The organism is Pengzhenrongella phosphoraccumulans (assembly GCF_045689905.1).
GTDB lineage: Bacteria > Actinomycetota > Actinomycetes > Actinomycetales > Cellulomonadaceae > Pengzhenrongella > Pengzhenrongella phosphoraccumulans.
Genome location: NZ_CP144210.1, coordinates 2898891 through 2912886, shown reverse-complemented (window position 1 = coordinate 2912886; position 13996 = coordinate 2898891). Strand labels below are relative to the sequence as shown.

General features: G+C 71.6%; 10 protein-coding genes. 3 read left to right on the top strand and 7 right to left on the bottom strand.

What is annotated here, in order from left to right; all coding sequences use genetic code 11:
• Window positions 1-2: 2 nt before the first annotated feature.
• The 4 genes from VTA80_RS13470 to VTA80_RS13455 form a co-directional block, all read right to left on the bottom strand.
• The gene (locus tag VTA80_RS13470; RefSeq protein ID WP_407341605.1) at window positions 3-1961 is read right to left on the bottom strand and encodes a glycoside hydrolase family 127 protein; all 1959 of its coding nucleotides are present in this window, start codon (window positions 1959-1961) and stop codon (window positions 3-5) included.
• A gap of 65 nt (window positions 1962-2026) precedes the next feature.
• Window positions 2027-2842, bottom strand: coding sequence for a carbohydrate ABC transporter permease (locus tag VTA80_RS13465; protein ID WP_407341604.1), 816 nt, complete (start codon window positions 2840-2842; stop codon window positions 2027-2029).
• Complete coding sequence (locus tag VTA80_RS13460; protein WP_407341603.1) at window positions 2839-3786, bottom strand: carbohydrate ABC transporter permease; 948 nt, start codon at window positions 3784-3786, stop codon at window positions 2839-2841. Before VTA80_RS13460 ends, VTA80_RS13465 begins: the two co-directional genes overlap by 4 nt.
• A gap of 75 nt (window positions 3787-3861) precedes the next feature.
• Window positions 3862-5151: an extracellular solute-binding protein gene (locus VTA80_RS13455; protein ID WP_407341602.1), complete on the bottom strand. Its 1290-nt coding sequence runs from the start codon at window positions 5149-5151 to the stop codon at window positions 3862-3864.
• A gap of 299 nt (window positions 5152-5450) precedes the next feature.
• Here VTA80_RS13455 and VTA80_RS13450 point away from each other — a divergent pair, with 299 nt between their 5' ends.
• The 3 genes from VTA80_RS13450 (at window position 5451) to VTA80_RS13440 (ending at window position 8704) form a co-directional block, all read left to right on the top strand.
• Window positions 5451-6485: a LacI family DNA-binding transcriptional regulator gene (locus VTA80_RS13450; RefSeq protein WP_407341601.1), complete on the top strand. Its 1035-nt coding sequence runs from the start codon at window positions 5451-5453 to the stop codon at window positions 6483-6485.
• 156 nt (window positions 6486-6641) lie between these two features.
• Window positions 6642-8255, top strand: a complete 1614-nt coding sequence (locus VTA80_RS13445) for a methyl-accepting chemotaxis protein (RefSeq protein ID WP_407341600.1) — start codon at window positions 6642-6644, stop codon at window positions 8253-8255.
• A 92-nt stretch (window positions 8256-8347) separates the two neighbouring features.
• The gene (locus VTA80_RS13440) at window positions 8348-8704 is read left to right on the top strand and encodes a zinc ribbon domain-containing protein YjdM (RefSeq protein ID WP_407341599.1); all 357 of its coding nucleotides are present in this window, start codon (window positions 8348-8350) and stop codon (window positions 8702-8704) included.
• On the opposite strand, the gene VTA80_RS13435 is transcribed toward VTA80_RS13440, so the two are convergent.
• Genes VTA80_RS13435 through VTA80_RS13425 form a run of 3 tightly spaced genes read right to left on the bottom strand, consistent with a single transcriptional unit; the run spans window position 8676 to window position 13967 of the window.
• The gene (locus VTA80_RS13435; RefSeq protein ID WP_407341598.1) at window positions 8676-9938 is read right to left on the bottom strand and encodes an endo-1,4-beta-xylanase; all 1263 of its coding nucleotides are present in this window, start codon (window positions 9936-9938) and stop codon (window positions 8676-8678) included. The genes VTA80_RS13440 and VTA80_RS13435 overlap by 29 nt on opposite strands.
• A gap of 1 nt (window position 9939) precedes the next feature.
• A complete protein-coding gene (locus VTA80_RS13430; RefSeq protein ID WP_407341597.1) occupies window positions 9940-11547 on the bottom strand; it encodes a glycoside hydrolase family 43 protein in 1608 nt (535 codons plus the stop codon).
• Entirely contained in the window at window positions 11544-13967 is a 2424-nt protein-coding gene (locus tag VTA80_RS13425) for a beta-glucosidase family protein (RefSeq protein WP_407341596.1), read from the bottom strand. The genes VTA80_RS13430 and VTA80_RS13425 overlap by 4 nt, the downstream gene beginning before the upstream one ends.
• Window positions 13968-13996 lie beyond the last annotated feature (29 nt).

The window sequence follows — 13996 nt, the reverse complement described above, 5'->3', positions numbered from 1 at the left end:
GGTCAGTCCGCGACGGGGATCCACACCCGCATGGTCGACGGTCCGCGGTTGGCCCACCGGTGGTAGGGCACGAGCGCGACGAGCCCGTGGTCGACGTCGGCCCGGCCGTCGCCACCCGGGTCCTGGGTCGCGACCCGGTACGGCCACGGCCCGTCGCCCGGCTCGCGCGTGGCGGCGGGCACCCGCACGACGCCGTCGTGCTCGACCGGCGGGACGTCGATCCGTGTCTGCGCGGTGTTGACGCTCGACCCGAGATCGGCCGACTCCAGGCACAGCACGATCGGGCCGCGTTCGACGGCGACCTGCCCGCGCAGCGCGTCGATCCGCGGATCCGGCAACGTCCACCGCGGGGCCATCGGCAGGTGCAGCATCACGACGTCGCCGGCCGTAAAGACCCGGGTAACCGACGTGTAACCCGGCGCCACGGTCCGCCGGATCACCCCGGCGGCCAGCTCGGCCCCGTCGGCCCAGGCCGGCACCCGCAGCGTGAGGGTCCAGGGAACCTCCGGGCTCCGGAGCACCGTGACCCGCACGCTCCCCTCGTCCGGGTACGCCGTCTCCACCCGCAGGACGACCTCGTCGCCGGCGCCGATCCGGGTGGCGATGGTGGCGCCCGCGTACTGGTGGATCTGGACGCCGTCGTCGTCGGCCGTGGCGAGGTAGGCGCCGAGCGACGCGATCGTGCGGGTCACGTTGGTCGGGCAGCACGAGACCTCGAACCAGGGCGCCCGCAGGCTGGAGGACGCCCGCGCGCTGGCGACGTCGGCGCTCGGGACGCTGCCGGGGGTGCGCTGGTGCAGCGTGTTGGTGTAGTAGAACGCGTTGCCGTCACGCGCCGGGGAGGTCGCCACCACGTTGTACAGCGTGCGTTCGACGGCATCGGCGTGCAGCGCGTCACCGGTCGCCAGGAGCAGCCGGTGGTTGAGCATGACCGAGGCGACCCCGGCACACGTCTCGGAGTAGGCCCGGTCCGGCGGCAGCTCGAAGTCCTGCCCGAACGACTCGCCCTCGTGGTGCGCGCCCATGCCGCCGGTGAGGTAGGTGCGCCGGGCGAGCGTGGTGGCGGTCTGGAGCCTGATGGCGGCGAGCAGCTCGGCGTCGTCGTCCTCGACGGCGAGGTCGGCGGCGGCGGCGGCGAGGTAGAGGGCACGGACTGCGTGCCCGGCCATGACCGTGGTCTGGCGGACGGGCTGGTCGTCCTGGAAGTACTCCGGACCGAGCTCGATGTCACCGAGCACGCCGTGCCCGCGGCGTTCGACGAACAGGCGCGCCTGGTCGAGGTAGCGGCGATCCCCCGTGAGCCGGAACAGCTCGACGAGGGCGACCTCGATCTCCGGGTGCCCGCAGACTCCCGGGTTGGCATCGACGCCGAAGGTCGCGCAGACATGGTCGGCCGCGCGGACAGCGACCTGCACGAGCTCGTCGTCGCCGTGGGTGCGCGCCCGGGCGACCCCGGCCTGGATGAGGTGGCCGAAGCAGTACAGCTCGTGGCCCCACTCCAGGTTGCTGTAGCGGGGATCCTGCCCGGGGCGACCGAACTTGGTGTTGAGGTACCCGTCGGGCTCCTGCGCGGCGGCGACCCGCGCCACCACGGCCCGCAGCCGCGCGTCCATCCCCAGGTCACCGGTGCGCCCGACCTCCCAGGACATCGCCTCGAGCAGCTTGTAGATCTCCGAGTCGGAGAACTCCCGGCCCCGCCGGTCCTGCGGAAGCCGCCCCTCGATCGCGGCGTCGAAGTTGCCCAGCCACCCCATGGTCTCGATCCACGCCTCGCAGTGCGGAATCATCGTGGCGGCGTTGAGGGCTTGCCGATCGGCCCAGAAGCCGCCGTCGATGGTGACCTCGCCGAGGCCGAGCGGGCTCCAGCGGCCGCTCGACGGGGCGACGGGCCGGCCACGGTCGGTGCGGTCGGCGGATACCAGGAGTCCCGGTCGGGACTCGGCGTGAACGGTGGCAGGCATGGGGATCTCCTGGTCATGGCGGTGCACGGTACGCGGACGGGACGAGTTCGGGGTGAGCGGGGGGCTCACTTGACCGCGCCGACGGTCAGGCCGTCGCGCAGCAGGCGGTACGTCCCGGTGAAGACGATGAGGATGGGGATGGACGTCAGGACGGCGAGCGCCATCAGACCGGGCCAGTTGATGCCGAAGGCGGAGACCTGTTGGGCGAGCAGGGCGCTCAGGGGGTAGCTGCCGGGGGCGAGGAAGAAGTTCACCGCGTACAGGAACTCTCCCCAGGAGAGCAAGAAGATCAGGGTCCCGACGGTGAACACCCCGTTGCGGGCCACGGGCAGGACGATCGAGAAGAACGCCCGCAAGATCGAGGCGCCGTCGATCGACCCGGCCTCCTCGAGCTGGGGTGGCACGGCCCGGAAGAACGGTCGAAGGAGCAGCGTCGCGAACGGGATGAGCAGCGCCGTGTCGGCGATGATGACGCCCAGCGTGGAGTCGAGCAGCTGCCAGTTCCCGAAGATCTGGAACATGGGGATCACTGTCGCGGTCTGCGGCATCATCTGGAGCACGATGAGCAGCCCCAGGCCGATGGTGCTGATGCGGCCGGTGGTGCGGGCCAGTCCGTAGGCGGCCGGGACCGCGACGAGCAGGGTCAGCGCGGTGGTGCCGGTGGAGATGAGCAGGGACTGGCGCAGCGCGGTCAGCAGGGCGCCGTCGAACGCCTCGACGTAGGCGGTCGTGACAGGGCGGAACGCAAAGGACGACTGCGATCCGAAGACGTCGGCCGAGCTCTTGAACGACGTGAGCACGATCCACAGGATCGGCACCCCGTACATGAGCGTCAGCAGCGCCTTGATGAGGTTGGTGGCGGGACCAGCGGTCTGCTTCACGACTCCGACTCCTCTCGGCGGATGCTTCGGGCGTACACGGCGGCCAGGACCAGGACGCCGAGGACGGCGACGACGGACGTGGCCGAGCCGAGCCCGAAGTCGTACCGGACGAAGGCCTGGAGGTAGCCCAGGAACGGCAGGGTGTTGGTGGCCGTGCCCGGGCCGCCATACGTCATCACGTAGATGAAGTCGAAGCTGCGGAACCCGTACACGATGGTCAGGACGAGGAGCACGAGCGTGGTCGGGCGGACCGACGGGAGCATGATGTGGCGGATCTCCTGCCACTTGCTGGCGCCGTCGAGCGCGGCCGCCTCGAAGGTCTCGGGCGAGATGTTCATCAGCGCGGCCCGGAAGACAAGGGCGTTGAACGGGATGACCACGAACGCGTTGACGAAGGCCACGGACATCAGGGCCCAGTACTGGTCGTAGAGGAACGGCAGCGGCGTGTCCCGCAGCCCGCTGGTGAGCAGGAGCGTGTTGAAAAGCCCGGAGTCGCCGAGCAGGAACTTCCAGACGCTGCCATTCACGACCGGCGGCAACGCCCACACGAAGACCATGAGGGCGAGCAGGAAGCCGGACCACCGGCCCGTGGTGCGCAGGGCGATCGCCGCGGCGAGCCCGCCGACCATGCCCAGGAGGGTCACGATGAGCACGAAGACGCCCGTGCGGTAGAGCGCCTCGGTGCTCTGCCCCGAGGAGAACCCGGCAGTGAAGTTGTCGAGCCCGACGAAGTCCCACGTCCCGTTCAGGGTCGCGGCGGTCACCTTGCTCACGCTCATCCGCAGGAGCTGGACGAGCGGGAAGAAGCTGAACAGGCCGAGGAACACGACCGCCGGCAGGAGGAAGAGCAGGCGGACCTGGGGTGGGCGCCGCCGTCGGGCCCGACGTTGCCGCGGTGCGGGGGCGAGGTGCGGGGCGGCCGCCGGCGCCAGTCGTGCTGTCATGTCGAGGATCTCTCTCGTCGAAGTGACTTCTGGCGCCGGCGACGCCGAGACGGCGGGCCGGGTACCGGGCTGAGGTCAGCCCAACAGCTTCTGCAGCGCCGTCATCGCGGTAGCGGTGGCGTCGGCCGGTGAGCTCTGGCCGCTCAGGGCAGCGCTCCAGGCCTGGCCGATGGTGAGCTGCACGTCGGCGACGGCCTCGGGCGGGATGACGGCGGCCGGGTAGTTCGCGCCGTACGTGGCGATGGACTCCGCGAACGGCTTGAGCAGCTCGTCGCTGCTGACGGCGACGTTCTGGGCAGAGTCGAGACGGGACGGGATGGAGCCGACCAGGGTGACGGGCAGGATCTGACCGTCCTTGTCGAAGTACGTCTCGCTGAGGTACTTCCACGCCAGGTCGGGGTTCTTGCTGAACGCACCGATGCCCTCCCCCTCGCCGCCGAGGTAGACCTGACCGCCGTCCCCGAGCGGGAGCGGAGCCACGCCGTAGGCGAACTTGGCGTCGGACTTGGCGGTACCCATCTGCCAGTTGCCGTTCTCGGCGAACGCGACCTTGCCGGCGGCGAACTGCTGGAACGGGACGGTCTGGTCCCAGGTCACCGACTCCTGCGAGAGCCAACCCTTCTCGACCCAGCTGCGAGCGCGGGTCAACGCGGTCTCGAGCGCCTTGGCGTCGGGCTTCGTGTAGTCGAACCCGGCGGCCGACAGCCACGGGTAGGCCTGCCACTCGCCCTGCGACTGGGGCAGGCCGCTGAGCGTGATGCCCGCGTAGCCCGCATCCTTGGCCGCGGCCATCGCGGTCTCGAGTTCGTCGAGGGTCGTGGGCGGCTGGACGCCGATCTCTTGGAGGATGTCGGCGTTGTACCAGAGGCCGAGCAGGTTCACGTAGCCCTGGACGGCGTACGTCTTGCCGTCGATCTTGTGGATCACCGAGTCGGGGAACTGCGCGGCGTCGGCGAACGAGGCCCACTGGTCGTCGATCGGCGCAAGGGCACCACCGAGGGCGAGCGTGGCGGCCTCGGCGCCGTTGAACACGACGACGTCAGGACCGGTCTTCGCGCCGGCCGCCGAGATGAGCTTCGAGTTGAGCTGGTCGTACGGGACGAAGACGTTCTCGACCGTGACGTCCGGGTGGGTGGCCTGGAACTTGGCCCCGAACTCGTCCATGAGCTTGACCTGGTTCGCGTCACTGAAGTAGTGCCACACGGTGAGGGTCCCGCTGTCCCCGCCGGCACTAGCACCACCGCCGGCAGTGTCGGCGGCGGACCCACCGGAGCACGCGGCCAGGGCGAGCACGCCCGCCATCGCGACGGCCGTCAGCGCGGCTGGCCGAACTCGACGACTGCGGGGACCGGCATGCTGCCGCATGCCCCTGATGCTCTTGATTCTCAACGGGACTCCTCAGGTGGGTTCTGGCCAAGGACCGCGTTCGCCCGGCATCCTTGCCGTGCGTCGATCCTCGTTGATGGATTGCACAAACTCTGACGTGCTCGTCCTGCTCGCCACGGTGCCGGCGTGCGACGGTGGACATCTGCTGTGATGTCTCCCGCTGAACGAAACGTTCCGAAACGGTTTTCTGGACGCTAGCACCGTGCGGACGTGGTCGTCAACAGCACTACGATGTAGCAACGGTTTCGTGATCTAGCTGGCGCACACGAGGGGGCCTCATGAGTGGGATCGAGAGCACGGGCGCACGGCCCCGGGCTGCGACGCTTCGGGACGTGGCCACGCTCGCGGGCGTGTCGGTCGCGACCGCGTCCAAGGCCCTCAACGGGCGCGCGAACGTTCACCCCGACACCCGCCGACGCGTCACCGAGGCGGCCGAGCGCATCTCGTTCACGCCGAACACGCTCGCCCAGGCGATCCTGGCGGGGCAGACCGGGACGGTCGGCCTGTTGACGAACGACCTCGAGGGGCGGTTCAGCCTGCCCATCCTCATGGGGGCGGAAGACGCGTTCGGCGCCGGGAAGATGTCGGTCTTCCTGTGCGACGCTCGCGACGACACCATCCGCGAGCAGCACCACCTCCGGGCCCTGCTCGGACGCCGCGTCGATGGGCTGATCGTGGTCGGGAGCAACACGGACCCCCGCCCGACCCTGGGGCGCGAGCTCCCGGTCCCCACCGTCTACGCCTACGCCCCCTCGACCGACGAGCAGGACTGCTCGGTCATCCCCGACAACGTCCACGCGGGCGGGCTCGCCGTCGAGCACCTCGTCGCCACGGGGAAGCGCCGGATCGCGCACATCTCCGGCGACGTCCGGTACGCGGCCGCGCGCGACCGCGCCGAGGGAGCCCTCGCGGCCCTCGAGACCGCGGGCCTGGCCCTGGCCGGCGACCGCGTCCGGTTCGGCGACTGGACCGAGTCGTGGGGCCGCGCGTCGACCCACACGCTCCTGGACCAGGTCCCCGACCTGGACGCGATCCTGTGCGGCAGCGACCTGATCGCCCGCGGCGCTCTCGACGTGCTCCGCGATCGGGGGGTCAGCGTGCCCGCTCAGGTCTCCGTGATGGGCTTCGACAACTGGGAGATCCTGACCTCGGGCGCCCGCCCACCGCTCACCAGCATCGACATGAACTTCGAGATGCTCGGCAGACGAGCAGCCCAGCGCGTGTTCGACGCGATCGACGGCCGGTCGGCGGTCGGCGTCGAGATGATGCCGTGCCGGCTGGTCGTCCGAGGCTCGACCGCGCTCGGCGCCTAGCCCGGCGGCCGGTCAGCACAAACGGCCGGTCAGCGCGGCGGCCACGGGTGATCCGCGGGCGTCGGCCAGAAGTAGGTATTACTTGTCTCACGTTTCTCGCTCGTCGGTCGATGGGACGCCGGTACACCCTGTGTCAGCGAGCCAGAGGAATCGACGATGGCGTCCACCCGCACGAACAAGACCGCCCGTGGCGCCTCGGTGCGCGTCAAGCTCCTCGCGCTGGCCGGCGTCGGGCTGGCCGCGACCGTGCTGGCGAGCGGCGTCGGGTTCCTGGGGCTGGCCGCGATCGATGCCGACGTCGTGACTCTCGACCGGCAGGTGGCCCGGCCGCTCGCCGACTTCGCGCAGCTGCGCGACGCCGAGGGCGACAGCCGGGTCAACGTGTGGGCCTACCTCGCCGCCGAATCGCCACGCGAGCGGATCGGCATCACCGATGACATTGCGATCTCCGACGCCGCCGTTGCGGAGGCCGTCGCGGCGTACCTGGCCGATCACGGCAGCAGCAGCGACGCGCGCGGGACGGCGATGACGACGTTCGAGGCGAACTTCGCCCTGTGGAAGGGCGTGCGTGACTCGAAGATCCTGCCGGCCGCGGACAGCGGCGACCTCACGGCGGCGTACGCCGCGGTGGGCGGCCCGCTCTCGGCGGCGGACGAGGCCATGGGCGGGCCGCTGGACGAGCTCTTCCGGGCCGAGGCCGCGGCGGAGCAGGTCACCGCGGACGGGGCAGCCGCGACCTACTCCCGGGCACGCGTGCAGCTGATCGCTGTCACCGCGCTCGCCGCCTTGCTGTCCCTCGGAACGACGCTGTGGCTCACGCGCCGGATGCTCGGGTCGATCGCCGTCGTGCGCACCGCGCTGGAAGCGATGGCCCGGGGCGATCTCACCGTCGCGGCCGAGGTCGGGAGCCGCGACGAGATCGGGCAGATGGCGGACGCCCTGGCCGAGGCTCAGCGATCGCTGCGCGCCACGTTGACCGAGGTCGGCGAGACGGCAGAGCTCGTCGCCGCGGCGGCCCAGGAGCTCTCCACGGCCAACACCCAGGTGACCTCGAGCTCGAACGAGACGAGCGCCCAGGCCGGGGTCGTGGCGTCGGCGGCCGAGGAGGTCAGCCGCAACGTGCAGACCGTCGCGGCCGGGGCGGATCAGATGAGCGCGTCGATCCACGAGATCGCGCAGAACGCGAACGAGGCAGCGAAGGTCGCCCAGCAGGCGACCTCCGTCACCTCGACGACGAGCGACACCATCGCCCGGCTGGGGCTCTCCTCGACCGAGATCGGCAACGTCGTGGCGTCGATCACCTCCATCGCGGAGCAGACCAACCTGCTCGCCCTCAACGCGACGATCGAGGCGGCGCGCGCGGGCGAGGCGGGCAAGGGGTTCGCGGTCGTGGCCGGCGAGGTCAAGGAGCTCGCCCGCGAGACCGCCCGGGCGACCGAGGAGATCACCCGCCGCGTGGAGCTGATCCAGCTCGACACCGCGGGCGCGGTCCACGCGATCGGCGAGATCGGCGAGATCATCGCGTCGATCAACGACTACCAGGCCACCATCGCGAGCGCGGTGGAGGAGCAGACGGCGACGACCAACGAGATGTCCCGGTCCGTCTCCGAGGCCGCGATGGGCTCCGGGGAGATCGCGGCCAACATCACCGGGGTCGCCTCGGGGGCCGCGACCGCGAGCGCGGTGCTCGCCCAGATGGGCCGGTCCGTGGAAGAGCTGGCCCGCATGTCGTCGGACCTGCGCGAACGCATCGCGGGCTTCACCTACTGAGCCACCCGCTGAGCCACCCGCTGAGCCCGGTCCTCGCCTTTGTCGGCGCCCTCCGCCTGGCCGGTGGCGCGTCGTCGCCTATCCTGACCCCCGTGACTGACACCCTGCCCCCGTGCCCCGAGTGCTCCAGCGAGTACACCTACGAGATGGGTGCGCTGCTGGTCTGCCCCGAGTGCGCGCACGAGTGGGAGGCCGGGTCGACGGACGGACAGTCGTCGGCCGACGAGGACACCGTCATCAAGGACTCCGTCGGCAAGGTCCTGGCCGACGGCGACACCGTGACCATCGTCAAGACCCTCAAGATCAAGGGCAACCCCACCGCCATCAAGGCCGGCACCAAGGTCCGCAACATCCGCCTGGTCGACGGCGTGGACGGCCACAACATCGACTGCAAGATCGACGGGTTCGGCGCGATGCAGCTCAAGTCGTCCGTGGTGAAGAAGGTCTGACGCCGCCCAGCGCGCCACCCAGCGTGCAGGCAACGACGCCGTCGGCCCCGGTCAGCACGAAGGTCGCGGTGCTCCCACCGGCGCTGACGTCGTAGTCGCCGAGCCAGCCGCGCACGGTGATGCGGCCGGCGTCGTCGGTGCGCAGCACCGTCGGGCCGAGCCACCACTCGTCCTTGACCAGGTGGCGCAGGGCGTCGTAGGCGGGCTTGGGGGTCCCGTCGGCGCGCACGAGCCCGCCGGGCGCGCCCAGCCACGCGCCGTCGTCGGTCAGGCCCCAGTAGGTGACCGCCTGGACGGCGGGGTGGGAGGCGAGCGTCGTGTAGTGGCGCACGATCTCGTCGGCCTGCCGCGCCTCGCCCTGCGGCGTCGAGGGCCACTGCGCGAGCTGGTAGTCGTTGAGGTCCTCGATCTCGGGCGGCATCAGGTGCCCCGAGAGCAGCGTGGACTCGGTGAAGTGGATCGGCAGGCCGAACCGCGCGAACCGGTCGAGGATCGCGAGGGTCTTCTCCTCGCCCCAGTACCCCTGGTGCATGTGGCTCTGCAGGCCGAGGACGTCGATCTGCACCCCGGCCTCGAGCACGTCCTCGATGAGGCGCTCATAGGCAGGTGACAGGTCGAAGTCGTTGAGCAGCAGGGTGGCGCCGGGGTTCGCCCCCCGCGCCTCGTCGAACGCGAGCCGCACGGTGGGCACCCGGCCGAGCCGGCGGCACAGGCGGGTGATGCCGTTGTCCTCCTTGTCGAAGACCGGCATGATCACGGCCTCGTTGATCGCGTCCCAGGTGTCGATCAGCCCGGCGAAGTCGCCGACGTCTCGCCGGATGCGCTCGCGCTGCACCCGCTCGACCTCCTCGGGCGGCAGGCCGAGCAGCCAGGGCGCGGTAACGGTGTGCCACACCAGCGGGTGACCCTTGAGCGCGACCCCACGATCGGCGAACCACTGCGCGGTGCGCCGCAGCCGCAGCGTGTCCGGCTGGCCGCGGTGCGGCTCGAACCGGCCCCAGTAGAAGGGCAGCGTCGCGGTGTTGAAGACGTCCAGCCACAGGTCGGCGAGGGACTCCAGCGCCTCGGGGTGGGCACTCTCGGCGTTGGCGAGCGGGATGAGGTCGAACCCGATGTTGCCGAACCCGAACGCGTGGCGGCGCTGCGCGACCGTCACGTCGAGGCCGGGCAGGGGGCGGCCGTCCGCACCGAGCACGGTGAGCGTCGCCGCGCCGAGGCGGTGCGCGAGGGTCATCTCACACCGCCGGGACGTACTCGAACCGCTGCACGTGCGCGACCGTCGTCGTCGGACGCCCGTTGCTCGTGGCGTACACCCCGATCCACAGGCCGAGGAACCCGCCGGTCGCGACGCTCTCGAGCGTGCGGCCGTCGACCACCGCGACGGTCTCGGGTTCGGCGCCTGCGGTGTTCTCCGTGCCGGCCGTGCTGGCGAGCAGGGCGTAGTCCTGCCCCCGCGCGCGCACGGTCAACGTCACGCTCTCGTCCGGGCCGCCCGCGAGCGGCAGGTCGCCGAGCGTGGTCTCGACCCCGCCCTGGCGATGCACGACGACGACCCGGCGTCCCGGCGCGCTGTGGCCCCCGGCACCTTCCGAACCGTCCGAACCGGTGACGAACAACCGCACGTGGTCCTGCTCGGACTGGCGCACGGTCAGGCCGACGTCCTCCCCTGCGGCGAGGTCCACCGTGAAGGTCACCTGCACGTCGACGTCGATGTGCTGCTGGCGGACCCCGAGGAACGCCGGGGTGACCGGGTCGACCAGCGTGCTCGGTCGCATCGCCAGGTCCCACCCCTCGCCCCGCGGCGTCGCGAACTCGGCCGCCGGTCGGCGCAGCGACGTCCACCGGAGGTCGTCGGGGCCGACGACGCCCGAGGCGGCGCCCTGGGCGACGCCGAGCCGCGCCGGTCCAGCGAACGGCACCTCGACCTCGGCCGGGACCCTCCCCTGCCCCGGGGCGAACACCGGCCAACCGTCCTCCCACCCGACGGGCACGAGGAACGTCTCGCGGCCGAGGTTGTAGTGGTACCCGCCGTACGGGCGCATCCCCAGGGCGAGGGCCCACCAGCTGCCGTCCGCGGCCTGCACGAGGTCGGCATGCCCGACGCCGACGACGTCGGAACCGCGGCCGAGGTGCCGGTGGGTGAGGACCGGGTTGCCCTTGCTGCCGACGTAGGGCCCGGTCACCGAGTCGGCCCGCGCGACCGAGACGGCGTGGTGGAACTCGGTGCCCGCCTCGGCGGCCAGGAGGTAGTAGGTGCCGTCGACCTTGTACAGGTGCGGCGCCTCCGCCCAGACGACGTTGCGGAGCGCGCCGTTCCAGATGAGGTGCTCGGGCCCGACGAGCTGCCGCGTCGCCGGGTCGAGCTCCCGCACCCACACCTCGGTCTGGTCGTGCCACTGCGGCGTGGGCGCCAGCCGCGTGCCGTGCACCCAGATCCGGCCGTCGTCGTCGAAGAAGATCGACGGGTCGATGCCGTCGACGTCGAGCCACACCGGGTCGGACCACGGGCCGGCGGGGTCGGTCGCGGTCATCAGGAAGTTGCCGCCGCGGGCGGCGTCGTGCTGGTCCACGAGGGTGCAGACCAGCCAGAAGACGCCGTCGTGATGGCGCAGCGTGGGCGCGTACAACCCGCCCGACGAGGCGATGCCGTCGTAGTCGAGCTGGCCGGGCCGGTCGACGACGTGCCCGAGCTGCTCCCAGCTGACCAGGTCGACGCTGTGGAAGACCGGCAGGCCGGGGACGTACTCGAAGGTCGAGGTGACGAGGTAGAAGTCCGCCCCGACGCGGCAGATCGTCGGGTCGGGGTAGCACCCCGGCAGCAGCGGGTTCGCGACGACCGTCACGAAGCCACGACCTTGACCTCGACCCAGCGGGCGTCGGACGTCGAGACCCGGTGCACCTCGCCCGTGATCGCGACGACGGCGCGTGCAGTGGCGGTACCCGGGAGCTCGCGCGCGCCGGCGGGCCTGCCGTTGGAGATCACGCCGCCGGTGGACTCCGTGACGCTCGTCCCGACGTGCGAGGCGCCGGCGTGCGAGCCGACCCAGACCTCGACGTCGCCCGGCTCGACGATCCTGACCAGCTGTCGACTTGCGAACGCGAACCGCGTGGTCGGCACCGTCAACGTCACCCGGCTGGACGCGCCGGGCTCGAGGTCCGCCCGCGCGTAGCCGAGCAGCGCCACCACGGGCCGCGGCAGGCTGCCCTGCACGTCGTGCCCGTAGAGCTGCACGACGTCGGTTCCCGCGACGGTCCCGGTGTTGGTCACGGTCACGGCGGCGCTGAACGTGCCGCCGGCCGCCACCGAGGCGTCGACCACGAGGTCGCTGTACGCGAATGCGGAGTACGACAGCCCGAAGCCGAACGGGCGCAGCGGGGTCGGGTCGGTCGACGTCACGTCGGACGGCCCCCCGAGGATCGGGTGCAGGTAGGAGTACGGCTGCGCCCCGGTCGAGCGCGGCATCGACACGGGCAGGCGGCCGGACGGGTTCACGACCCCGGCCACGACGTCGGCGATCGCCAACCCGCCACCCTCGCCGGGGAAGAACGCCTGCAGCACCGCGCCGGGACGCGCGCCGGACGCGTCCAGCGCCCAGCCGATCGCGTAGGGACGACCGGTCAGCAACACCATGACCACGGGCGTGCCGGTCGCCAGCAGCGCCTCGACGAGCTGGCGCTGGACGCCCGGCAGCTCGAGCGACTCGCAGTCGTTGCCCTCACCGACCGTGCCCCGGCCGAACAAGCCGGCCTGGTCGCCGACGACGACGACCGCGACGTCCGCACCCTGCGCGGCGGCGACGGCGGCGGCGAACCCGGCGGTGTCCTCGCCCTCGACCCCGCACCCCTCGGCGAACACGAGCTCGGGCAGCGGCAGCCCGGCGGCGGCGAACGCGGCGGGGAGCGCGTCGACGACCGTCGGGATCTCGATGCCGAGCGGGAACTCGGGATGGTGGGCCAGCACGTGGTTGGCGAACGAGTAGCAGCCCATGAGCGCCTCGGCGCGGTGGGCGTTGGGGCCGACGACGGCGACGCGCACCGGGGCCGACGCCCACGCGTTCAGCGGCAGCACGCCGTCGTTCGACAGCAGGACCACCGACTCCTGCGCGAGGTGGCGAGCGAGCGACTGGTGCCGCGGGGAGTTGAGGTCGATCGCCTGCGGCGGTTCGTCCTCGAACGCCTCGGGGTCGAGCAGGCCCAGCTCCTCCTTCTGCGTCAGCGCGCGCAGCACGGCCCGGTCGACGAACGCGACGTCGAGCGCGCCGGCGCGGACCCGGTCCGCCAGCGGCTGCAGATAGGCGTCCCCGGTGGGCAGCTCGATGTCGATGCCGGCCTCGAGCGCGAGTGCGGCGGCCTCGCCGCGGTCGGCGGCGATGGCGTGCATGACCTGCAGGAACGCAACCGCGAAGTAGTCGGCGACGACGACGCCGTCGAACCCCCACCGCTCGCGCAGGACGGTGGTGAGGTACTCGGTGTTCGACGCCATCGGCACGCCGTCGACGTCGTTGTAGGAGTTCATCACCGACCAGGCGCCGCCGTCGAGCACCGCCATCTCGAACGGCGGGAGGTAGACGTCGGCGACCTCGCGCGGACCGGCGCTCACGGGTGCGTGGTTGCGACCCGACTTCGAGCCCGAGTAGCCCACGAAGTGCTTGAGCGTGGCGTGCACGCCGGCCGCCTGGAGCCCGAGCACGTAGGAGGTGCCGATCGTGCCGACCAGGTACGGGTCCTCGCCGATGCACTCGTCGACGCGACCCCAGCGCGGGTCGCGCACGACATCGAGCACGGGCGCCAGGCCCTGATGGATCCCGAGCTGCCGCATCGAGTCACCGATCGCACGCGCCGCCTGCTGGACCAGCTCGGGGTCGAACGACGCGCCCCATGCGAGCGGCGTCGGGTACGTCGCGGCCTGCCACGCGGCGAGGCCGGTGAGGCACTCCTCGTGGACGAGGGCGGGGATGCCCAGGCGCGTGGTGCGCTTGAGCCGGCGCTGCTCGGCCCACAGCCACGCCGCGCGCTCGACCGGGTCGACCGGGCGGGTGCCGTAGACCCGGGTGTAGTGCCCGATGCCGTGACGGGTGATCTCGCCGAGCTCGGCCGAGCCCTGCTGGCCCGCGGCCATCTCGGACTGCATCGGCGCGACCGTGCCGTTCTGGTCGAGCCAGTAGCCCACGAGCTGGGCGAGCTTCTCTTCGAGCGTCATCTGGGCGTGCAGCGCGCGCACGCGCTCGGACGCGCGGGGCAGTACGGGGGCGTCGTCGAACACGTCGGGTCCTTCTCTTGATACGTCGTGAC

Coding starts and splice junctions, on each gene's coding strand:
- VTA80_RS13445 (WP_407341600.1), top strand. CDS start 6,642: ATGGCGTCCACCCGCACGAACAAGACCGCCCGTGGCGCCTCGGTGCGC.
- VTA80_RS13450 (WP_407341601.1), top strand. CDS start 5,451: ATGAGTGGGATCGAGAGCACGGGCGCACGGCCCCGGGCTGCGACGCTT.
- VTA80_RS13455 (WP_407341602.1), bottom strand. CDS start 5,151: ATGCGGCAGCATGCCGGTCCCCGCAGTCGTCGAGTTCGGCCAGCCGCG.
- VTA80_RS13470 (WP_407341605.1), bottom strand. CDS start 1,961: ATGCCTGCCACCGTTCACGCCGAGTCCCGACCGGGACTCCTGGTATCC.
- VTA80_RS13435 (WP_407341598.1), bottom strand. CDS start 9,938: ATGACCCTCGCGCACCGCCTCGGCGCGGCGACGCTCACCGTGCTCGGT.
- VTA80_RS13460 (WP_407341603.1), bottom strand. CDS start 3,786: ATGACAGCACGACTGGCGCCGGCGGCCGCCCCGCACCTCGCCCCCGCA.